Origin of the sequence: Psychrobacter sp. VH5 (assembly GCF_050572635.1) — a bacterium.
GTDB lineage: Bacteria > Pseudomonadota > Gammaproteobacteria > Pseudomonadales > Moraxellaceae > Psychrobacter > Psychrobacter celer.
Map to the genome: position 1 here is coordinate 842,872 of NZ_CP192145.1, position 22,419 is coordinate 865,290.

Below are 22,419 nucleotides of genomic sequence, written 5' to 3' on the forward strand. Positions count from 1 at the left end.
ATATCCACGTCCTAGAAGGACGTGGTTTTACGGCGTTAGATGATAAACACTCTGTTTAGATTTGATAAGGCCTCACTCATATGTGGGGCCTTTTTTTATCCGAAGTTTGTCGAATTTTGCGCTACACTAGCGTAAAGCTGCTGTTATGCCTTATAGATTTCACTGGATACTACTTTATGTCTAAAACCATTATGTCGAAACCAACCACGAATAACATCATGATAAAAGGGGCGACGACGATCGCTATACTGGCAGCTCTCACTGGCTATCAGACATTGCCTAGCACTGAAATCAAAAAGCCGAACAATATAGTAGTGGATAGTAACCCGTTAACTGCTGCTATGCCTGCCATTGATCGTCAAGGACACATTGCTTACGTAGAAGAGCAAGGGGTAGGAAGCGCCAAAGTATCGGCACTCTACAGTATCCGTCCTGATGGCAGTGATCGTCAGCGCATTGATCAGATCACAGGTTATATCTATGCCCCAGCGTGGTCAGCTGATGGTCAACAGCTCGCCTATAGCAAACAAGCGCCAAACCAGCACCCAAATATCTATATCCATGACCGTAACCGCGATACGCATAACCTAGTGGTCAATGCGCAAGGGAGCAATCTGTCTGCCTCGTTTTCACCAGATAGCCATCATCTGCTATATAGCTCAACGGTCGCTGGCAATGCAGATATTTATAAGACGCGTCTAAGTGATGGGAAAACAGAGCAATTAACGACATTACCGAGCACTGAGGTACAGCCCAACTATGCGCCTGATGCTCAGAGCTTTGTCTATGTCAGTGACAAAGTACGTGCAGGCAGTCCTCGTCTGTATCGTTATTACTTTGCTACCCAGACGGCCGTGCCTATCACCACCGCTGGCTATGCTGCCAGTCCTCAGCTCAGTGTAGATGGACGGCATCTGGCGTATCTCAATGGTAGCAAGGCTGCGGTGATGACGCTGACGACTGGGCACGTGCTCAATTTGGCAGATACAGGGCTCGATGAGCCAGCGCGTCTGTCGCCTTCGGGTACGTACGCCGTTTATCCAGCGTATGCGCCAGATGTAGACGGCTCGCAGCGCAGTCATGTGGTGATTCACTCACTGTCTGGTCATCCAAGCTATACCATCAGCAGCCAAGATGGCGGGGTGATACGCTCGCCAGTTTGGGGGCGTTGACGACAAAAGTTGTATATTGAGCCTGATAAATAGGTATAATCGGTAATAACGAAACATAAGTCGGTTGCAATAGCCGGTTTGGTTGTAGGATAAGGAGTGTGCGTTTGATGCAGGAGTCTTTTGCGGTATTTATCACTAAGATAAGTCTTTATCCGACAGTGATCTTTACGGGTTTGGTGATGTTTGTCACCTTGTATTGGCTGGTATCGTTACTTGGCATGGCCGACATGGATACGGTCGAGCTTGGCGACGCTGGCGGTGAGGCAGATATCTCCGATCTGTCATCGACGGGCTTTTTTACCGGTCTTATGCTCAAGTTTGGTCTTTATGGCGTGCCGCTTATTATTATCTTAACCCTTATTAGCCTTATCGGCTGGCTGCTTAGCTATCTGTATACCAGCTTTTTGCACCAAAATGTTGACTCAGGCATTTTGTATTATGTATTTGGTACAGGGGCACTGGTTTTTGTTTTGGTGATATCGATGTGGCTGACTGGCCTTATTATCTCGCCAATTCGTAAAAACATCGCCAAAATCCCTAAACGCAATGCTTCTAGTAATATCGGCAAAATCGCTGTGGTGCGTACGCTGAGCGTGACTGACAAGCATGGAGAGGCAGTACTCAATGATGGCGGCGCAGGCTTGATACTCAAGATTCGCTCAGATATGAGTGACAATCAGTTAAAACAAGGCGATAAAGTCGTGTTGGTAGCGTATTTAGATGATGCCAACACTTACCGAGTCACGCCTGTTGAAGACAAATAATGCTCATCAAAGATATTGGTCAGTAAATGGTGGCTTAATAACAGATAAAAAATAAGCATTTAGTAAATAGAGCAAGGGTTTTAAATTCGCTTGGAATGTTTTAATTAGAGGAATAAATATGGACAAACTCATTATCGTCGGCGTGGTTGTGGTGCTGGCGTTTGTTTTTATGATGGTCGCACTTTTGATGCTCAAAGCCTTTTATGTGAAGGTTGAGCAAGGCAAAGCACTCATTATCAACGGCGTGAACAAAATCGCCGTGCGCTTTGATGGCGGGTTTGTCTGGCCGGTCATCAACAAAAAAGAGCTGATGCGTATCTCGCTTATCACCTTAGAGGTGGACAGACGCGGTAAAGAAGGCTTGATTTGTGCGGATAACATGCGTGCCGACATTACGGTGGCGTTTTATTTACGAGTCAACGAAACCGAAGAAGATGTGCTCAAAGTCGCCAAATCGGTCGGGGTGGAGCGCGCCTCTGATAAAGTGGCGGTCAATGAGCTGTTTAATGCCAAATTTTCTGAAGCACTAAAGACGGTCGGCAAACAAATCGACTTTGTCAAACTGTTTGAAAACCGTAGCGAGTTTCGTGACAGCATCGTGCAAGAAATCGGTAATGATCTCAATGGCTATGTGTTAGAAGACGTGGCTATTGACTATCTGGAGCAAACGCCAAAAGTGTCGCTGGATGCCAGTAATATCTTGGACTCTGAAGGCATCAAAAAAATCACCCAGCTGACCGCGATGCAAAACGTCATCACCAATGAGCTTGAGCGTGACGAAGAGCTGGCGGTGAAAAAGAAAAACGTCGAAACCGTCGAGGCGATGCTGGAGCTGGAGCGTCAGCAAGCAGATGCCGAAGCCAAACAAAAACGCGAAATTGCGTCAGTCATCGCTCGTGAAACAGCCGAGACGCGCAAGATTGAAGAAGAAGAGCGTAAAAAATCAGAAACCGCTATCATCATCGTCGAGCAGGATCTGGCGATTCAGCGCGAAAACCAGCAGCGCGAAATCGAGGTTGCAGAGCAAAACCGTATGCGCGCCGTCATCATCGAGCAAGAAAAAGTGACGCGAGCGCAGGATTTAGAGATCGTCTCGCGTGAGCGTGAAGTTGACTTGCAGCGCATCGAAGCTGAGCGCGCGATTGAGCTTGAGAAAAAAGAAATCGCCAACGTCATCCGTGAGCGTATCGCAGTCGATAAGACCGTGGCGCAAGAAGAAGAGCGCATCAAAGAAGTCCGCGAAGTTAGTGAGGCGGAGCGTGACAAGCAAACGCGCGTCCTTGCCGCTGAGGCAGATGCAGAAGAGCTCAAAGTGCGTCAGGTGAAAAAAGCAGAAGCAGAAGAGCTATCCGCCAAGCATAAAGCCATCGAGATTACCACGCTTGCCAACGCCAATTTAGAGGCGGCGGCCAAAGATGCTGAGGCCAAAGTTAAGCTGGCTGAAGGAATCAAGGCCGAAGAGTCGGCACATGGTTTTGCCGAAGCGGCCATCCAAGAAGCTAAGGCCATGTCGCTTGAAAAAGAAGGTATTGCGAGAGCCAATGTCATCAAAGCGACGGGACAGGCTCAGGCTCAAACAGACCGTGAAAAAGGCATGGCTGAAGCCGAAGTTATCGCGGCTCGCGGTGCCTCTAAAGCAAAAGCTGAGCGTGACATCGGTATGGTCGATGCAGAGATTGTTGCTGCTCGCGGTGAGTCTAATGCCAAAGCCGAGCGTGATGTCGGCATGGCTAATGCGCAAGTCGTTGCCGCTCGCGGTGAATCGGATGCCAAAGCTGAACGCGACGTCGGTCTGGCCAAAGCCGAAGTCACGCGTGCGCACTTCCAAGCTGAGGCCGATGGTCTGGTTGAGAAGTTCAACGCCATGGGCAGCATGAGTAAAGAGGCTCGTGAGCACGAGGAGTTCCGTATGGGGCTTGAGACCGCGCTACAAGAAGCCATGGCTTCTATTGACGCAGGTAAAGAGATTGCCAAAGAAAATGCTGACGTATTGGCAGTGGCACTCCAAAAAGCCAAAATCGATATCGTCGGCGGCGAAGCCCACTTCTTTGACAACTTTGCCAAATCACTCTCTATCGGCAAAGCTATTGATGGTCTTGCTGGTAAGTCAGATACCCTAAGCGGTATCCTCAACGGTGTGCTGGCCAATCAGGCGATGAATAAAGCCAATAAGTCAGATAACGCGCCGACTCAATATAATGATTAGTATGTTTGATAGTCAAAAATCTGCTGCTGTGGCGGCAGGTTTTTTTGGTCAGCTCATGACAGTACTGAGCTGGCTGGTCTAAAAAAGCTTATCCACGTCTTTGTCGCTTAACGTTACTTTTCGTTTTTTTAGACCAGTCAAGATTTTCTTAGATTTATCTCATCTTTTCTTATTGCCCAAAACTCTCTTATTATATAAAAACAGAAGTGGACGACTCACGATGGCGGATACGCAAAACCCAACCAATCTAGATAGCACCGACAACGATAGCCAAGCCAATCAAGCCCAGCCCAGCAGTCAAGCCGATCAGGCTGTCGCTTCAGGTAACGCCTATGAGCTTATAAAAAAACGCCTTACCGAGCAAGGTAGCCGCTTAGAGCAGCAAACCGCGACCTTAAATAATGCGCGCCTACAAGAGTTTGGCAGCACACAGATGCAAGTGATTGCCCGCACGCGCATTCGTACCGAATATAACTGCGTGGCGCAAGATATGGTACAGGTCGGTGATTATTTGCTGTTTGGTTACAACGTCTTTATGGGGCTTAAGCGCGCCAGTAGTATCAAGGATGTGCTATCGCTATATCGTCTGAGCAAGGCAACTGATGGTGGCGATACGGCTGAGGAGGGCGCGCAGAAAAGCCAAGCCAATCAAGAAGAGGCGTATCAATTAGAAGAAGTCGAGTTGGCAGGGACTTTTTTAGATCAGCAAGCTTTTGTACAAGACTTCAACGAGCTATACCGCTATTACAAGCAAACGCGCCTTATGCAGCTGACAGTCAAAGACAGCAAGCTTTTGCTGGCGTTTCAGATCGGTGAGCGTATCAGCGATATTCGGGTATTTCGCTTTGCGCTTGATTTTAGCGAAGGCACACCAGAGGCTGCGCAAGTGGCTTATGTCGACAATCGCGGTGAGCGCGATATTGAGTTGCCGCCTGCCTATGACTTTGAGTGGATAGAGACCACGCGTGAGCAGATGATCAATGGCAAATATCCGCACATGAATATCCTAGACACCATATTTGTGGAAACGGTTGGCGGTGACTTGACCATCAAAATCGAAAACAATACCGAGTCAGGGCAGGGCATCTATAGTGAGCCGGTCGATGACCGCACCCAGTCGCTTACCGATGCTCAGATCGATTATGCCAAGGTGGGCAGCTTGATTTTGCTCAAGATATTACCGTATCGCGAGGACAGCTATCGCTACTTTGTTTATAACACCTTGACCGAGGCTGTGCTGCGGCTGGATGCCATCGGGCAGTCGTGTGTGCAGCTGCCTGAGGATCACGGTATCATCTTCCCTGGAGGCTACTATCTGCAGACAGGCGAATATAAGCTGTTCGATGCCAATAGTGTCGGTGCCAAAAACCTAAAGTTTAAACGTAAGATCATCTCGCCCAATGGCGAAGATGTATTGTTTTTGTTTTATGACCGAGCACTTGGCGTCACGGGGCTATTTCCTTACAACCTTATTAAAAAACAGCTGGCAAACCCCATTTATTGTAACGGCATGGCGCTGGCTGAAAACGGCCGTTTGGTGCTGTTTAGTGCGCAAAATGAGCCGTCACGCATTCATCCAATGCAGATATGGCATACGCCGTATGCGTCGCATGAGTATGTCAGCGAGTTGCCTGAAAGCACGAGCTTTTATGGCAAAATAGGGAACAAAGAGCTGGTACGTGGTATCTCAGATCTTTATAGCATCACTCGCCTCATTGACAATCAAAGCGTCTCGCAAAAGCTTTATGAAGAGCTCGCCGACAATACCAGCCGTCTCTTTGATAGCTATTATTGGTTGTCCGAGCCAGAGCTGGACGATATTGCAGGCAGTATCAAAGACGTCACCGCCACCGCCGAGCTGGTCATTGATGAGTTTGCCAAAGTCCAAAGCATTCAAAAACAAACCCAAGCAGCACTAGCGGAGGCCGACGCTCAGCAAAATAATATCCTACGGCAAATAAAAATCACAAATTTTGAGTCAGCCAGTGACTATGTGGCGCAGTTATCGGCGCTCAGGCGGCAAAAAGGTCGGCTGGTCGGCTTAGAGGACTTGCGTTATTTAGATAGTGATAAGTTACAAGCATTGCAAAAGCAATTGGAGGAAGCAGAGAGCGAGCTGGCCGAAAAAACCGTGACGTTTTTAAGCGGTGAGGAGGCATTATCCAGCTATGAGGATATTTTAGCAGAGGTCAGCGAACGTCTAGACACCGCCGAAACCAATAGCGAGCTCAAACCGGTGCTTGAGCAAATCGACGATACCGCTGCAGGGCTGGACTTGTTGACCGAGCTGCTCGGCACCCTCGATGTCGCTGATGCCACCGTCCGTACGCAAATCATCGATGACATATCGTCCATTTATTCGCGCCTCAATCAAAACAAAGCCAAGCTCAATCATAAACGTAAAAGCTTAGGTTCTGCCGAAGCGATTGCGCAATTTGGGGCGCAGTTTAAGCTGTTTGGTCAGTCGATTGCCAATGCCTTATCGATTGCCAATACGCCGGAGAAATCAGACGAGCAAATGGCCAAGCTACTGGTGCAGCTAGAGGAGCTTGAGAGTCAGTTTGCTGATCCTGAGACGGGGGGCGGCGATCAGTTTTTGGCAGATATCATCACCAAGCGCGAAGAGATTTTTGATACTTTTGAAAATCATAAACAGCAGCTGCTCGATGCCCGTAATCGCCGGGCGCAAAACCTAGGCGATGGCGCACTGCGAATGCTTGAGAGTATCAAAAAACGCACCCAAAGCACTGGCGTCACTGGATTTGCCGAGGAAGAAGCGCTCAATACTTACTTTGCCTCTGATGGTCTGGTACAAAAAGTACGGAGCATCGCCAAAGACTTACAACAGATGGGGTTTAGCGTCAAGGCAGACGATATCGACGCACGCCTCAAAGCCATTCAGGTTGAAAGCTATAAGAGCCTCAAAGACAAGTCGGATCTGTTTGAAGACGGTGGGCAGATCATCAAGCTTGGCCGTCATCGCTTTTCGGTCAACACTCAGCCGCTGGACTTAACGCTGCTTAGTCGTCAGCAGTCCGATGGTACGCGCGTGCTCAATTTGCATCTGACGGGTACCGACTATTATGAAGTGCTCGATAATGCAGAATTAAATGCGCTGCGCCCGTATTGGGACATGAGTATCGCCTCTGAGTCTGATACGGTGTACCGCGCTGAATACTTGGCCTATCGCATCATCGAGAGCGCGAAAAACAATCAAGACGGCCTGACGCAGGCGCGTCTGTATCAGGCTTATGACGACACGGTCAGTATGGCCAATACGGCTCATACGATAGATAGCAGCGGTGAGATTACTGCCAGCAGTCCACTGGCCACATTGGTCAAAGCTTATGCCACGCCGCGTTATCAGCTTGGGTTTGACAAAGGCATTCATGATCATGACGCCACATTGCTATTGCTCCAAATCCTGCCCACGCTACGCGATGCTGGTTTACTTATTTATACGCCGCAAGTGCGCGCGCTGGCGCAGCTGTTTTATTGGCAACTGTCCCTTGTACAAGCGCTTGGCCTAGAAGCTCTGCGACCCTTTGGCTATGATACTTGGCTAAATGAAAACGTGCTGATACAAGTCGGCAGCTGGCTCGATAGAGCGGTGACTGCCGAGCAGCTGCGGCGTAGCCTTGGCAGCGATCGGGCGCAGGCGCTATTAATTGCTGATATGACCATGCTCATGCGCGAGTTTGTTACGGCTTATGATGGCAGCCATACAAGCAGTAATAGTCATCATACTAGCAATAGCAATAATGCCACTATCTTTCAACACCAGCACGTACAGCAAGCCTGCGAATACTTGGTCAGTGTCATGGGGCAGGCTGGCACTGATGCAAGTGGGATGCTCGCCAGTGGTCTAGATAGTGATACTGTCGATCACAAGCTATCATTATCATGGCAAACCAGCCAGCAAGCGCAAGCGCTGTGTGATCAGCTGCGCCAAGCATTGGATGCTAACCCAAGCGGTGGGCAAGCTACTCAAAGCATGACGCAGCTGCAGTCCTCTATTGGCAAGCTGACCTTGCAGCCCAAATCTGCCTATGGGCTACTAGCCACTTGGTTTTATGCTTTGCTAGATAGCATAGCTACAGATCAGACTACAGATGGTAGCAGTGCTGATGATGGTGATGCGCCTAGCGAAGATGTGCGCACTAAGCGAGCAGAAGAGGATGCGCGGCGTCAGCAGCAGGTGGAGATCGGTCGCCATTATGTACCTGAAGCGATTGCTATTATGCTTACCCAGTTAGATGACCCCATGCGCGCATCTTTATTGCAGCGCTTGAGTACGTCGGGCGTCAGCGTTGATGCAAGGGCGCCGGAGCAGGCCTCGGCATCGACCTTATCCTTTATAGCAGCATCCTCGTCTTTATCCAATGGCAAGCACCCGCTAAATCAAGTACAAAGCTTTGCACGTAGTACAAGTAAGGTGGCGCTTGAGATACAGGTGGGCAGCTTATTGGGCGAGCATCAGCGTATTCATCAGCAGACCCTCACCTTTGCGGTCGATGATTTTTTAAGCCGTTTGCATCATCACGACAGCCAAGTCATTCCGGCCTATAGGCGCTATCTGGCGATGCGTACTGAGATATTGCATGAGGCAAAAGACGAGCTGCGGCTAAATGAGTTTATGCCGCGTCCGCTATCATCCTTCGTGCGTAACCGCCTGATTAATGAGAGCTATCTGCCGTTGATCGGTGACAATCTTGCCAAGCAAATGGGTACCGTCGGTGAGGACAAGCGTACCGATCTGATGGGTATCCTTATGATGATATCACCGCCAGGGTACGGCAAAACCACCTTGATGGAATATGTGGCGAGTCGCTTAGGGCTTATTTTTATGAAGATAAACTGCCCCTCGCTCGGTCATGATGTCACGTCCCTCGACCCCGAAAAAGCGCCCAACGCCACCGCACGCGAGGAGCTAAACAAGATCAACCTTGCCTTTGAGATGGGCAATAACGTCATGCTCTATCTGGATGACATCCAGCATACGCACGCCGAGTTTTTACAAAAATTCATCTCACTGGGCGATGGCACGCGGCGCATCGATGGCGTTTGGCAAGGCAAGACCAAAACCTATGACATGCGCGGCAAAAAGTTCTGTGTGGTCATGGCGGGTAACCCCTATACCGAAAGCGGCGAAGCCTTTAAAGTCCCTGATATGCTCGCCAACCGCGCCGATATCTATAATCTTGGCGATATCATGAGCGGTATGGAGGAGGTGTTTGCGCTCAGTTATATCGAAAACGCCTTGACCTCAAACAAGGTACTCGCGCCCCTTGCCAATCGTGATTTAAGCGATGTGCATCGACTCATCAAAATGGCAAAGGCCGACAATGCAAACCTCGCGCAAGCCCAAGCTAGCGAGCTGAGCTATCCGTATAGCACCTCAGAAGTTAATGAAATTGTTGCTGTCTTGCGTCATATGTTTGCCGTACAAGCAGTCATCCTTGATGTCAATCAGGCCTACATTGCCTCTGCCTCGCAAGATGATAAATACCGCACCGAGCCGATATTTAAACTGCAAGGCAGTTATCGCAATATGAATAAGATGACCGAAAAACTATCGGCCGTCATGAATCAAGCAGAGCTGGATCAGCTAATCGATGATCACTATTTGGGCGAGTCGCAGCTACTCACCCAAGGCGCAGAGAGTAACTTGCTCAAGCTTGGCGAGATGCGCGGTACCTTAACCGACGCAGAAAAAGAACGTTGGGCGCAAATCAAAGCGGACTTCTTACGCAACAAAGCCATGGGCGGCGAGGATGGCGATATCGGCGCACGTATCGTCGCGCAGCTTGTCGATCTTGCTAGCGGCTTTCATGCCATTAGCAGTCAGTTTGAGAGCTATGTAACAAAAAATGATCCTGAGCAGCTGGCGCGTTTAAACGAGTCAGCTGAGCAAATAAAACGAGAGGCTCAGCTTGAGTCACAAAAAATCCTTGCCGATAGCTTTATTAACAATGCTAAAGTCGTCAGCGATAGTATCGATAATGGCTTTGAAAAAAGTATGAGCCAGCTCACACAGCTCTACAAGCACGACCATAAAGCCGAAGGCGAGTACCTCAAGCAAAACCAAGAGACGCAAAAACAGCTGATGGTACAACTGGTGGGCGCGCTCGAGCAACTGGCACAGCAGATGGCTCAGAGTCTATCGAGCCGTACTGACGATCAAGCATCGACCACCGATGTCACAGAGCAGGCCGCGCTGATAGCACACGCTCTAAAAGATGCACTTGCACCGCTAACGATGCGTATGGATGAGAAGCTGGCGATTGATAGCAGCACTGATCAATCTGGTAAGCTGATCGTCAATAGCCTCAACAGGTTGAATAAGATATTTGATGATTATGAGTAATCGGTAAGGGTCATCATGGCACATAAAAAACAAAACCTACCACAAAAAATCTGCCCAGTCTGCAAGCGTCCGTTTACGTGGCGTAAGAAGTGGGAAAAGGATTGGGAGCAAGTGATTTATTGTTCTGAGAAGTGTCGGCGGGGGAAGGGTAAGGCTGATGGATAAATATAAAGCAAAATAAGGGTGCGTTGGTTTTCATCGTGAGCCAAAAATCATTTTTTATTGCTTAAGTAAAATGAAAGATTGAGGCTGCGTTATTCATAATAGCCAGCAGCATACAGAATCAACTCAATAGTGATAAGGTTATAAATATAGGATGAAGCAAATACAGTTTAATGGTAGCGGTAATGAATTTTTTAAAATATGGATTGTGAATGTTTTACTGTGCATCGTCACTTTTGGTATTTATTACCCTTGGGCAAAAGTGCGTACACGTCGATATTTTTATGCAAATCTTGAGTATGCAGATCGGTATTTTGATTACCATGCGACAGGCAAGCAGTTGTTTCTTGGTTATTTAATTGGTGTGTTGATATTACTTGCTATACAGATTGTTGGCTCTATTCTACCTTTTATCAGTATCATATTGCCTGTTATTTTATTTGCTTTTGTCCCTTGGATTATTTGGCGCAGTTTAAAATTCAATATGCGCATGACCAGTTTTAGCAACGTACGTTTTGGTTTTATCGGCGCTCTAAAACCTGCTTATGTTATCTATATGCTGATACCTATATTGGGATATGTCGCTACTGCGCTGCTTATTTTTGGCTGTTTATCATCATTATCAACTATATATGAAGGTGCTCGTTCGACGTTTGGTCTGATTGCATTTATAGCAGCGTTAATAGCAGCCATTGGCTTAGGTCTTTTTGTCTTTGGGCTTTTTATTAAAAAATCATCGGAATACCGTATTGGGCAGACGAGATTTGGTCAAGGCAGGTTCTTTACGGATCTTCATACTAAAAAATTTGTAAAAATTCAGCTCAAAAGAGTGCTCATTATTATAGGCGGTTTGTTGCTACTTACCGTGCTCGCTGGTCTATTAGTGGTGTTTGCTATGTCAGGAGAGGTCAACTTGACCAATATGTCTAGCAATATGGAAAGGGCGGATGCCAGCCCATGGTTTATCGTTGGCTTTCTTGCATTATTCGCTGGTTTTATTGCCACTTTCTTATTTGCGACTGCCTACTCATTTAGCCGTCAACGCGAGTATTTATTTGCCAATACGACACTGGATAAAGCGATTACGTTTAAATCAACGGTGAGTGCTCGTGGTTATTTTTATGTGTTAATCACAAATATGCTGTTGGTGTTATTTACTATTGGCTTAGCAACGCCTTGGGCAAAAGTTCGTGTTGCGCGCTATGTCGCGGACAACTCGTGGATACAATCCTCAGAGTTGGATATTAATCACTATTTGACTCAAAAAGAGCAAGAGCAGTCTGCTATTGGTGAAGAGATTGGCGATGTTTTAGATGTCGATATTGATATTGCTATCTAAAAAGCGTCCATTACGCGGCACTTTTTTTCAACCGTTACTATCATTGATTACCATCTTAAAGTGACGCCTACACGTGGAGATAATAAGAGTATTTATGACCCAATCAACATCAGTAAATACAGTCTTAGGCAAATGGCATCCAAAAGACAGCTCAGTCCAACACGCCGCTCAGCTTACGGTAGATAACGCGCAGTATAAAGTACAGATTGTCGCCCATGAGACCAATGTGGATACTGGTAAGCTTCAACTCCTTAGTGGTCAGTGGTCGCACGTTGAAATCAGTGATCGTTTAGGAAATACGGAGCGAAAACTCATACTTGCTGACGGCTCATTATTTACGACTAAGGATAATGAGGCTATCGATCGTTTAATTACGAGTAATAAAAATAGCGATACCGCCTCAAAGTGGCGCTTACGCTTACATCATCATGAAACGAAAATGACCAGCGTCTTGACGATGTTGGTTATGACCGTGATATTTGCATTTGGTTTTATAAAATGGGGTTTGCCTTGGACGAGCCAAGCGGTTGCGCATGCCCTACCGCAACAGACGGGCACGTTTATAGGCAAGCGCTCTTTGGACTTTATGGATCGTTATTTTTTAAAGCCCACTCAAGTCAGTGAGGCTAAACAACAACAGATTGTCTCTCGATTTAATACTCGTCTGAAGCCGTTTGGCGGCGATGATGACATTGATTATCAGATTCATTTTCGCAATATGAGTATCGGCGACGTCAGTCAGCCCAACGCCTTTGCCTTACCATCTGGTGATATTATTTTGACGGACAAGTTTGTTGAGCTAAGTCAAAATAACGATGAGATAGACGCCGTACTGTTGCATGAAATGGGTCATGTGGTAGAGCGTCATGGCTTAGAAATGCTAACCCAAAATTCACTAACGACTATGATTGTGATATTGGTCTTGGGCAATCCAGATGGTATCAGTGAGCTGGCGACAGGATTGGGCACTGCCTTGGTATCAAACCACTATTCACGTCAATATGAGACCGAAGCAGACAAGTTCGCATTTAACAAAATGCTCAAAATTGGTATCGACCCACAGTCTTTTGTAGATATTCTAAGTCGTATGGAAGATTATCCAACAGCAGTGGAAAATCAAGAAAACGATAGTGAGGCTACAAATCAGAAAGAACAGAAAACCACAGATAGCGAGGCATCTGCCGAAGAAGACAAACTGTCTGACTTCTTATCCACCCACCCAAACACTCAGTTACGAATTGAAATGGCAAACAAATATAGTACGTGTTTTAAAGAGGGGTTACAGGTTTGTGAGTAAAGCCACCGTAAAAAAACTACCCCGTCTGCCAGCGTCCGTTTACGTGGCGCAAGAAGTGGGAAAAGGATTGGGAGCAGGTCGTGTATTGTTCGGAGCGGTGTCGGTGGGGGAAGGGTAAGGATAATTAGTCTAAATTAAAAAATTCAGCCTACCAATCGATAAGCTGAACTTCATGTTAATTGAAAGATTAGTTGTTACTGGCGATCAAATATGACATCTTCGCCATCATTGCTTTGTACTTCATCTTGATCTTCATAGCCGATGAAAGTCAACTTATTACCTTCAACATTGATATCCATCTGATAATAAAATGATAAATCGTCACCACCAGTACTGCTATATAGTGACTGCCCAAGAGTAAACAAGCCATTTTATATCTATAGTTATAAATATAATAAAACTAATCTGGATATGCGAATTGAAATATTAACTATTTAGAATATTTAAGAAAAGACAATGTAAACATCTGCTGAGAGGATGAGGTATAAGTGTTGTCGCACAAAAAAGTTAAAGCTTCTTTGAGTTGTGTTTAAGAGATAAAAAAACGGCGTACTAACTTTTAATTAGTACGCCGAATGTAGTCAATAATATCTCGCTAAACCATTAATAATCTACAAATTCGGATTCAACCACTTCTCAGCCGTCTTTATATCCCAGTCTTTCCGCTTGGCATAATCCTCTAACTGATCTCGGCCGATTTTACCGACGTTAAAGTACTCACTCTCAGGATGCGAATAATAAAAGCCACTGACCGAAGATGCTGGCCACATTGCAAAGCTTTCGGTGAGCGTTGTACCGATAGCGCTGGTCGTACCGAGCCAATCAAACAATTTGCCTTTTTCGGTATGCTCAGGGCAAGCCGGATAGCCAGGCGCTGGGCGGATGCCAACGTATTTTTCTTTAATCAGCTCATCATTGGTGAGGGTCTCATCAGCCTGATAGCCCCAGTAATCTTTACGGATGCGCTCATGCAAATGCTCGGCAAAGGCTTCGGCTAAGCGGTCAGATAGTGCTTGTACCATAATGGCGTTATAATCGTCGCCTGCCGCTTTGTACTGCTCAGCGAGGTCTTCGGTGCCAACGATCGACACCGTAAAGCCACCGATATAATCGTCAGAGTCCTCTAACGGCGATATAAAGTCGGCGAGGCTAAAGTTTGGCTTGCCGCTCGCTTTATCAGACTGCTGGCGCAGATGCTCAAAGGTATGCGTAGGTTGGCCTCCATCTGTAGGCGATTTGTCATAAACGCTAATCGTATCTGCGCCAGTGCGTTTGGCTGGAGCAATTTTAAACACCCCTTTAGCAATGATTAACTTTTCATCAATCATTTTTTGCATCAGGTTCTTGGCGTTATCGAACAGATCACGCGCCGCTTCACCAACGACCTCATCTTGCAAGATTTTTGGATACTTACCTGCCAGACCCCAAGAGATAAAGAACGGCGTCCAGTCAATATAAGGGAGCAGCTTATCGATAGGGTAGTCGTCCAATATCACCTGACCGAGCTGATTCGGTACAGGCGGTGTATAGTTGTCCCAATCGTATTGAAAACCACCCTCAACTGATTCAGCATAAGTCAGCTTCGCCGCTTTGGGTTGACGCTTCGCGAGACGCTCGCGCACTTTGATATACTCTTCGCGGGTCTCATCGATGAGACTTTGACGGTTGTCTTTGGAGAGCAGCTTAGTCACCACGCCGACCGAGCGCGAGGCGTCCGCCACATAGATGACTGCATCATTACTATATTGCGGCTCGACTTTGACCGCGGTATGGGCTTTAGATGTGGTGGCACCGCCGATCATTAACGGCAGGTTCATACCGCGCTCTTGCATTTGCTTGGCGACATAGACCATCTCATCGAGGCTCGGGGTAATCAGTCCCGATAGCCCAATAATATCGACTTTCTCTTTGATCGCCGTATCGAGAATGGTCTCGCATGGCACCATCACGCCCAGATCAAGGATGTCGTAGCCATTACAGCCGAGTACCACGCCGACGATGTTTTTACCGATGTCGTGGACGTCGCCCTTGACCGTTGCCATCAAGATTTTACCTTTGACTTCGCCCTCGACTTTTTCTGCTTCGATATACGGGTTGAGCCAAGCGACCGATTGTTTCATGACGCGTGCCGACTTGACCACTTGCGGCAAAAACATTTTACCCGAGCCAAATAAATCACCGACGATATTCATGCCATCCATCAAAGGCCCTTCGATAACGTCGAGTGGTTTGGGGTATTTCTCCCAGGCTTCTTTGGTATCGGCTTCGATAAAGGTGGTGATGCCTTTGACCAGTGCATGAGCGATACGCTCTTCTACCGTGCCCTCGCGCCAGCTCATATCGACGGTGCTGTCTTTTTTCTTACCGCCATCTTGATAGCTCTCAGCGATGGTCATCAAGCGTTCGGTGGCATCTTGACCACTCTCGCCTTGATTGCGATTGAGCATGACATCCTCAATCGCCTCGCGTGCCTCGACAGGGATGTCGTCATAGACTTCAAGCATCGACGGGTTGACGATACCCATGGTCAAGCCGTTTTTGATCGCATGATAAAGAAATACCGAGTTGATGGCTTCGCGAATCGGGTTACCACGGAAGCTAAATGAGACGTTGGAGACGCCGCCTGATACCATCGCATTGGGCAGGTTGTCCGTGATCCATTTCGTCGCATTAATAAAGTCAGCGCCGTAGTTATTGTGCTCGGTGATACCGGTGGCGACCGCAAAGATATTGGGGTCAAAGATGATGTCTTCAGATGGGAAGCCAACTTCATTGACCAACACGTCATAGCTACGCTGACAGATCTCGATTTTGCGCTCATAAGTATCCGCTTGCCCGTCTTCATCAAAGGCCATGACGATGACTGCAGCCCCGTAACGCATACAGAGCTTGGCATGCTTGACAAATTCGTCATAGCCTTCTTTTAACGAGATGGAGTTGACGATCGCTTTGCCCTGAATACGTTTAAGCCCTTCTTCGATGATGTCCCACTTAGAGGAGTCTATCATCAGCGGCACACGGCTGATATCTGGCTCACCTGAGACCAAATTGACAAAATGAATCATCGCTTGTTTGGAGTCGAGCATGCCCTCGTCCATGTTGATATCGACAATTTGCGCGCCACCTTCGACCTGATCGCGCGCGACATCTAACGCTTCGGTATAAGCTTCGGTTTTGATCAAGCGCAGAAACTTCTTTGAGCCTGTGACGTTGGTACGCTCACCGACGTTGACGAACAGACTGTCGGCGGTGATGTTAAACGGCTCAAGCCCAGACAGACGACAAGCAGGGGCAATCTCTGGTATCACGCGCGGCGGATAGTTCGCCACCATGTCTGCAATGTGGCGGATATGCTCAGGAGTAGTACCACAGCAGCCGCCGACGATATTTAGGATGCCCGCTTTGGCAAAGCCTTCTAGCAGCGCAGCGGTTTCTTCAGCGGTCTCATCATATTCACCAAACTCGTTTGGCAAGCCGGCATTAGGGTGGGCTGAGACATAAGTGTCAGCGATGTTTGAGAGCGTCTGAATATGCGGGCGCAGCGCATCCGCGCCAAGCGCACAGTTAAAGCCAACGGACAATGGCTTGGCATGGCGGATAGAGTTATAAAACGCTTCCGCCGTCTGACCCGATAGCGTCCGTCCTGAGGCATCAGTAATGGTGCCCGATATCATAATCGGCAGCTCAAAGCCGATATCATCAAATACGCCGGTGATGGCAAATATCGCCGCTTTGGCGTTTAGGGTGTCAAAAATGGTCTCAATCAATAGAATATCGACGCCGCCTTCGATCAGTGCCAGTGTCGCCTCGCGGTAATTGAGCACCAACTCATCAAAGGTGATATTGCGAAAGGCAGGGTCGTTGACATCGGGAGAGATTGAACAGGTGCGTGAGGTGGGGCCAATGACCCCAGCGACAAAGCGCGGCTTGTTAGGAGTTTTTGCGGTAAATTCGTCAGCTGCCGCCCGTGCTATTTGCGCTGCGGTCTTGTTCAGCTCTGGTACCAGATATTCCATGTCGTAGTCAGACATCGATAGCCGTGTACCATTAAAGCTATTGGTCTCGATAATATCAGCGCCTGCTGCGAGATGATCGTGATGAATGTCGCGTATCATCTGCGGCTGCGTGAGCACGAGCAGATCATTATTGCCGCGCACGTCTTGCTCGATATCAGCGAAGCGCTCACCGCGATAGTCGGCTTCCTCGAGCTTATATGTCTGAATCTGCGTTCCCATCGCCCCATCAAGCATCAAAATACGCGACTGCATTTGCTCAGTGATACGCACGCGCGCGGTGAGCTGTTGCTCTTTATAAGGAAAGACGGCAGGTGGCGTTAGTACAAAGCCGTCGTCCGCTGACGGTACTGATTGATCGGTTTGCGAAGAAGCCTGAGAGGTTGGCTGTTGAGTCGTCGGCTGTTGATTCATAGGAGCGCTGCTTATTTCGTCAATATTTTAAAAAAGGAGAGGGCAAAAAGGTGTCAGTACATAACGCGTATATAAATATCGGTTATTACCACAAAGTAGAATAGGCAAATTCGCATTATTTTAGCATGAAAAATCTATCGCACACGGGCAGGCCGATATTCCTTTGTGTCATATGATCATAAAGCGTTTAAGCATGAGTGATCAAACGCTGCACAAAAATCACGCCCTCATATAGTTAGCTGAATATAAAAATGTTACGGGTTTAAACGCGCTACTGGTATAAATTTTACTTGCGTGCTGCGTTCCCAGAGGCTGCGCAACCTACGTTTAAAAATAGCATCCCAGTAGCGCTATGACATTTTTAGAGTGTATCGACTATAACACTTATCAGCTGAGCGGTGATGTTTGAGCTGATAGCAGTTTAGGCCATTTGATAAGGCGGCACAAATGAATATCATTTCGCTTAAAGATTACATAAAGCTTTGATTTTGACCATGAAAACTTAAAAACTTGCCCAAAAAACTGACAAAACTTACATCCATAGCACAAAAAATAGCGTAAATATGGATAGATGAATGATTTCCATATGTTAATTTGGATACATAAGGATTTGCATTTTATAAGTAATACTAAGAAGTCTTTTGACAATGTGGTTTATCAAAATGCGGTTTGTCAAACAGTTGTCATATCAGTAGATATCGTAAAGAGTGGATAAACAAGGTAGTGTGTTATGTTATCCAATAGGTATTGTGCAGCACACCGTCACTTTCATTCATTGCTATACATTCATTGCTATATAAGTATCTGACGTTGGTAATATCAATAAAGGGTAGTGGCTTATAGATGAGCAAACCTTATGAGTAAATCACCAATCTGACAAAATTCATAATCAAGGATGTTTATATGAAATTCTCTAAAATCGCTACGATAGGTACATTGGCCATTTCAATCGCTGGTCTTAGTGCCTGTAATAACATGATGCCGACCAAAAGCGCTCAAATGAAAGCGCCGATGCACAGCCAATCTATGAAAAAAATGAACGTCGTGCAAATCGCACAAAGCAATTCTGATTTTTCGTTATTGGTAGAAGCGGTCGTAGCAGCAGATTTGGCCGGTGCTTTATCTAATCCCAATGCTCACTATACGGTATTTGCGCCAACCAATGCCGCCTTTACGCAGGCATTAAAAGAAACTGGCATGACAAAAGAGCAGCTATTTGCCAACAAGCCATTACTGACCAAAATCTTAGGCTATCACGTAATCAATGGCAATATGGCCATGTACGCCAAAGATGTCAAACCAGGCAATGTCATGACCGTGAGTAAGGATACGCTGATGGTGACGCCAAAAGGGCAGCTGATGGATGAAATGGGTCGTACCACCAATATCATCAAAACCGATATTGCGGCGAGCAATGGGGTGATACATGTGGTGGATCGTGTGTTGATGCCCAAATAACCATAAACATTGATAGCCGTCACGACCATGTGCGCTGTGCTTATACGCGACAAACGTTATCAGCGCAGTGATGGTCTGGACTTTCGCATTTCGCCCAATCCTATTATGCAGCTTATATTTATCCAGTTTTTATTGAGACTGCTTTTAATAAAACTGCGATTTATAAAGCTACTATTTATAAAGCTACTATTTATAAAGTTGCTATTTATAAAGTTGCTATTTATAAAGTTGCTATTAACCAAACAATCAAAACTCTACCCGTTAAATAAAGGAAGCATCATGTTAAAAAGGAATCTATTATCTATCGCTATCGTTACCGCCGCAGTATCACTGGCGGCTTGTAATGATACTGAAACTGTGACCGAGCCGGTGGTCGAGCCTGACACCACTACAGAAACAACAGAAACAACAGAAACCATTAGCGAGCCTGTAGAGATGACAGAGCCAGTGGCTGATACTGAGCCGATGGCCGAAACGGACGCTATGGGTGATATGGCCGCGACGCAAACCATCGGAGAGATGGCTGCCAGCAATGAAAACCTGACAGTCTTGACCGCAGCGCTGCAAGCGGCTGGGCTCGACTCTATGCTAATGACTGAGGATAAGTACACCGTATTTGCACCGACAGATGAGGCGTTTGGAGCGTTACTGACCAAGCTGGGCATCACAAAAGAGGAGCTACTGGCGGATCAAGAAACACTCAAAAGTGTACTGCCATACCATGTGGTTCCAATGGTCGTAAAAGCCGCTGATATCCCGTATGGTACAGACATCGAAACCGCCAATGGTGCGACGATTTCTATCAGTGAAGCCAATGTTATCACTGATGAAAATGGCAATACGGCCAATATCGTCGGCACGGATATGATGGCGACTAATGGGGTCGTACATGTGATTGATACCGTTTTATTGCCCAAGTAATCGCAGCGTTATATCATTTTTAAGTGTATTAAAGGCGGCTTTTTAAGTAGCTGTCAGCTCTTTTAGCCTAGAGCATTTTTATGGATAAGTATTAAAGATAATGCAGCCAAATAACGGCTAAAAAAACCCGAGACACTGGTCTCGGGTTTTTTTATTGTTAAGACTCAATACAATCGAGCGATTATTTAGGCTCTTTATGTAATGGGTCCGCATTCACTCTTTGTTGCCCTTTTAGATGACGCTCTTCCCAATAAGTGGCGTTTTTGATACCAAATTTCTTAGGATCAAAGGTAAACCTATTAGAAGTAGTACCGCCGCCTGCTTTGAGCTGGGCTTCATAGTCTCGCAAAATATCGATAGCAGGACGTGCCACAAAGAAGATAACGATGATGCCAACGATGTTGAGCCATGCCATAAGACCAACACCAACATCGCCGAGGCCCCAGATGTAGCCTGAGCTGTTGAGCGCGCCGTAAGCTACCATAAACATGATAACGAGCTTCACAATAAACTGACCTGTCTTACTCGCGCCTTTACCCATTGAGCGGGTTAGGTATGAGATATTGACTTCCGCGATATAGTAGTACGCCAAGATAGTGGTGAAGGCAAAGAAGAATACCGCGACAGCAATAAAGGTGTCACCAAAGTTGCCGTAGACAGACTCCATCGCCATTTGGGTGAATGATGGAGAGTTGATCTCAACATCAGCGGCGACGTTTTGGACGATAAACTGCCCTTCAGCCAGCTCGCCTTGGATGTTGTACATGCCAGTTGATAAGATCATAAAAGCAGTGGCAGAACAAACAAGCAAGGTATCTACATAGACTGAAAACGCTTGTACCAAACCTTGCTGAGCTGGGTGATCGACCGCAGCGGCAGAGGCGGCGTGAGGACCTGTACCTTGACCTGCTTCGTTTGAGTAAATACCACGTTTTACGCCCCAACCAATGGCAGCACCAAAGCCTGCTTGAGCAGTAAAGGCATCACCAATGATTGCGCCAAATACTTCCGGGATCATGCTGAAATTGGTGAACATGATAAGTAGAGCTAGGATAATGTAGCCTAGCGCCATAAATGGTACCGCATACTCAGTAAAGGTTGCGATACGCTTGATACCACCAAAGATGATAAAGCCTAAAACCACCAAAATGATAGCAAGAGCGATCAGGCGCGTGGTACCCGTCTCTATGCCAGCTAGAGTCATCGCCGAGCCTTCACCTGCGACCTGCGCGACAGCGTTGATGACACCGTTGGCCTGTACGCCAGGTAAGAACACACCACAAGCGACGATAGAGGCTATGGCGAATAAGATACCATACCATTTTTGGCCAAGGGCACGTTCGAAGTAATATGCAGGGCCACCGCGATATTCGCCAGTAACGACGTCGCGCTCTTTATAGATTTGACCCAAAGTCGATTCGACATACGCGGTAGATGCGCCCAAGAATGCCACGATCCACATCCAAAATACCGCACCTGGGCCACCGAAGCCGATCGCGGCTGCCACCCCAGCGATGTTACCCATACCAACGCGGCCTGCGAGTGAGACGGCAAGTGCCTGAAATGATGAGATACCATCATTGTCTGGTTTGCCTTTAAACAACAGTCGGAGCATCTCCCCAAATAGACGAACTTGCACAAAGCGCGTCATTATAGAATAAAAAAGCCCGGCGCCTAGGCATAAATATACCAGCGCTGGGCTCCAAATAATTCCATTTGCTAAACTGACTAAACCTTCCATATCATGTATTCCTAGTACTGTCTCAAAGTGGCGCTGTATGCTAGGCGTAAACTAACTGGTTAACTTACTTATTCAAGTTAAGCAGTTAAATTATCAGCATCGACTTACCTGTGCTAGCGCAGTCTCATACGTTGTGTCACCACTAAGAATGGACTGTAGTTGTCTGTATTTGTCCGTAGGGCTGATCAGCAAATCATTCTACTGCTCGCCGCTATCTGTATCACATCAGTCACGGCTACGATTTATTGCTGTCTGAGCATAAGGCATGGCATAAATGACCAAGCGCTCAGATACGTTATAAGTAGACCCACAAACAAAACAGGCGATTATATAATTAAATAGCCATCAAACTGATAGCGGGACTTGCTATGAGCAGCACGGTGCAATGACAGGGTATTGGACCAATAACAAACAAATCTGTTTAGTAAGTATTACGCAGTTTGTCAACGTTTTCATCAAGCTATCGATGGGCTGCTAATACTAAACGAACCATATGTCCACTACCAAATGTATTCAAACCGTACGGCTACGTAACTGCAATTTGCCATATTTTTTTATTAATTAC

At 46.9% G+C, this 22,419-nt stretch carries 13 protein-coding genes and 1 pseudogene; 10 read left to right on the plus strand and 4 right to left on the minus strand.

Annotated features, from left to right (window positions below; translation table 11 throughout):
* Positions 1 to 176: 176 nt before the first annotated feature.
* The 8 genes and pseudogenes from ACNFVB_RS03580 to ACNFVB_RS03615 form a co-directional block, all read left to right on the plus strand.
* Positions 177 to 1,172 (plus strand): Xaa-Pro aminopeptidase, encoded by a 996-nt coding sequence (locus ACNFVB_RS03580; protein WP_430738126.1) that lies wholly within the window; start codon positions 177 to 179, stop codon positions 1,170 to 1,172.
* Between the two features lie 107 nt (positions 1,173 to 1,279).
* A complete protein-coding gene (locus ACNFVB_RS03585; RefSeq protein ID WP_430738127.1) occupies positions 1,280 to 1,936 on the plus strand; it encodes a hypothetical protein in 657 nt (218 codons plus the stop codon).
* Between the two features lie 118 nt (positions 1,937 to 2,054).
* The gene (locus ACNFVB_RS03590) at positions 2,055 to 4,142 is read left to right on the plus strand and encodes a hypothetical protein (protein ID WP_430738128.1); all 2,088 of its coding nucleotides are present in this window, start codon (positions 2,055 to 2,057) and stop codon (positions 4,140 to 4,142) included.
* 220 nt (positions 4,143 to 4,362) lie between these two features.
* The gene (locus ACNFVB_RS03595) at positions 4,363 to 10,509 is read left to right on the plus strand and encodes a DNA repair ATPase (RefSeq protein ID WP_430738129.1); all 6,147 of its coding nucleotides are present in this window, start codon (positions 4,363 to 4,365) and stop codon (positions 10,507 to 10,509) included.
* A gap of 15 nt (positions 10,510 to 10,524) precedes the next feature.
* Positions 10,525 to 10,674 carry a DUF2256 domain-containing protein gene (locus ACNFVB_RS03600; RefSeq protein ID WP_430738130.1) on the plus strand — a complete coding sequence of 50 codons (150 nt, stop codon included), beginning with the start codon at positions 10,525 to 10,527 and terminating at the stop codon, positions 10,672 to 10,674.
* A gap of 151 nt (positions 10,675 to 10,825) precedes the next feature.
* Entirely contained in the window at positions 10,826 to 12,010 is a 1,185-nt protein-coding gene (locus tag ACNFVB_RS03605) for a YjgN family protein (RefSeq protein ID WP_430738131.1), read from the plus strand.
* 94 nt (positions 12,011 to 12,104) lie between these two features.
* Positions 12,105 to 13,307 carry a M48 family metallopeptidase gene (locus tag ACNFVB_RS03610; protein ID WP_430738132.1) on the plus strand — a complete coding sequence of 401 codons (1,203 nt, stop codon included), beginning with the start codon at positions 12,105 to 12,107 and terminating at the stop codon, positions 13,305 to 13,307.
* Positions 13,308 to 13,339: 32 nt separating this feature from the next.
* A pseudogene (locus tag ACNFVB_RS03615) lies at positions 13,340 to 13,435 on the plus strand (DUF2256 domain-containing protein); the annotation flags it as partial.
* 66 nt (positions 13,436 to 13,501) lie between these two features.
* Here ACNFVB_RS03615 and ACNFVB_RS03620 read toward each other — a convergent pair.
* Both ACNFVB_RS03620 and metH read right to left on the minus strand, forming a co-directional pair.
* A complete protein-coding gene (locus ACNFVB_RS03620) occupies positions 13,502 to 13,672 on the minus strand; it encodes a hypothetical protein (RefSeq protein ID WP_201584815.1) in 171 nt (56 codons plus the stop codon).
* Positions 13,673 to 13,918: 246 nt separating this feature from the next.
* On the minus strand, positions 13,919 to 17,734 hold the full coding sequence (gene metH / locus ACNFVB_RS03625) for a methionine synthase (protein WP_430738133.1): 3,816 nt from the start codon (positions 17,732 to 17,734) through the stop codon (positions 13,919 to 13,921).
* 903 nt (positions 17,735 to 18,637) lie between these two features.
* On the opposite strand from metH, the gene ACNFVB_RS03630 reads away from it, so the two are divergent.
* Complete coding sequence (locus ACNFVB_RS03630; RefSeq protein ID WP_430738134.1) at positions 18,638 to 19,192, plus strand: fasciclin domain-containing protein; 555 nt, start codon at positions 18,638 to 18,640, stop codon at positions 19,190 to 19,192.
* A gap of 59 nt (positions 19,193 to 19,251) precedes the next feature.
* Here the strand turns inward: ACNFVB_RS03630 and ACNFVB_RS03635 are convergent, their stop codons facing one another.
* Positions 19,252 to 19,434, minus strand: coding sequence for a pentapeptide repeat-containing protein (locus ACNFVB_RS03635; protein WP_430738135.1), 183 nt, complete (start codon positions 19,432 to 19,434; stop codon positions 19,252 to 19,254).
* A gap of 37 nt (positions 19,435 to 19,471) precedes the next feature.
* On the opposite strand from ACNFVB_RS03635, the gene ACNFVB_RS03640 reads away from it, so the two are divergent.
* Positions 19,472 to 20,113, plus strand: coding sequence for a fasciclin domain-containing protein (locus ACNFVB_RS03640; protein WP_430738136.1), 642 nt, complete (start codon positions 19,472 to 19,474; stop codon positions 20,111 to 20,113).
* A gap of 181 nt (positions 20,114 to 20,294) precedes the next feature.
* Here ACNFVB_RS03640 and ACNFVB_RS03645 read toward each other — a convergent pair whose 3' ends face one another.
* Positions 20,295 to 21,854, minus strand: a complete 1,560-nt coding sequence (locus tag ACNFVB_RS03645) for an alanine/glycine:cation symporter family protein (protein ID WP_430738137.1) — start codon at positions 21,852 to 21,854, stop codon at positions 20,295 to 20,297.
* Positions 21,855 to 22,419: the final 565 nt, after the last annotated feature.

What these genes read in the sequence shown, in the direction of transcription:
- ACNFVB_RS03630 (WP_430738134.1), top strand. Translation starts at nt 18,638, where the DNA reads ATGAAATTCTCTAAAATCGCTACGATAGGTACATTGGCCATTTCAATC.
- ACNFVB_RS03600 (WP_430738130.1), top strand. Translation starts at nt 10,525, where the DNA reads ATGGCACATAAAAAACAAAACCTACCACAAAAAATCTGCCCAGTCTGC.
- ACNFVB_RS03590 (WP_430738128.1), top strand. Translation starts at nt 2,055, where the DNA reads ATGGACAAACTCATTATCGTCGGCGTGGTTGTGGTGCTGGCGTTTGTT.
- ACNFVB_RS03640 (WP_430738136.1), top strand. Translation starts at nt 19,472, where the DNA reads ATGTTAAAAAGGAATCTATTATCTATCGCTATCGTTACCGCCGCAGTA.
- ACNFVB_RS03605 (WP_430738131.1), top strand. Translation starts at nt 10,826, where the DNA reads ATGAAGCAAATACAGTTTAATGGTAGCGGTAATGAATTTTTTAAAATA.
- ACNFVB_RS03585 (WP_430738127.1), top strand. Translation starts at nt 1,280, where the DNA reads ATGCAGGAGTCTTTTGCGGTATTTATCACTAAGATAAGTCTTTATCCG.
- metH (WP_430738133.1), bottom strand. Translation starts at nt 17,734, where the DNA reads ATGAATCAACAGCCGACGACTCAACAGCCAACCTCTCAGGCTTCTTCG.
- ACNFVB_RS03610 (WP_430738132.1), top strand. Translation starts at nt 12,105, where the DNA reads ATGACCCAATCAACATCAGTAAATACAGTCTTAGGCAAATGGCATCCA.
- ACNFVB_RS03580 (WP_430738126.1), top strand. Translation starts at nt 177, where the DNA reads ATGTCTAAAACCATTATGTCGAAACCAACCACGAATAACATCATGATA.
- ACNFVB_RS03645 (WP_430738137.1), bottom strand. Translation starts at nt 21,854, where the DNA reads ATGGAAGGTTTAGTCAGTTTAGCAAATGGAATTATTTGGAGCCCAGCG.
- ACNFVB_RS03595 (WP_430738129.1), top strand. Translation starts at nt 4,363, where the DNA reads ATGGCGGATACGCAAAACCCAACCAATCTAGATAGCACCGACAACGAT.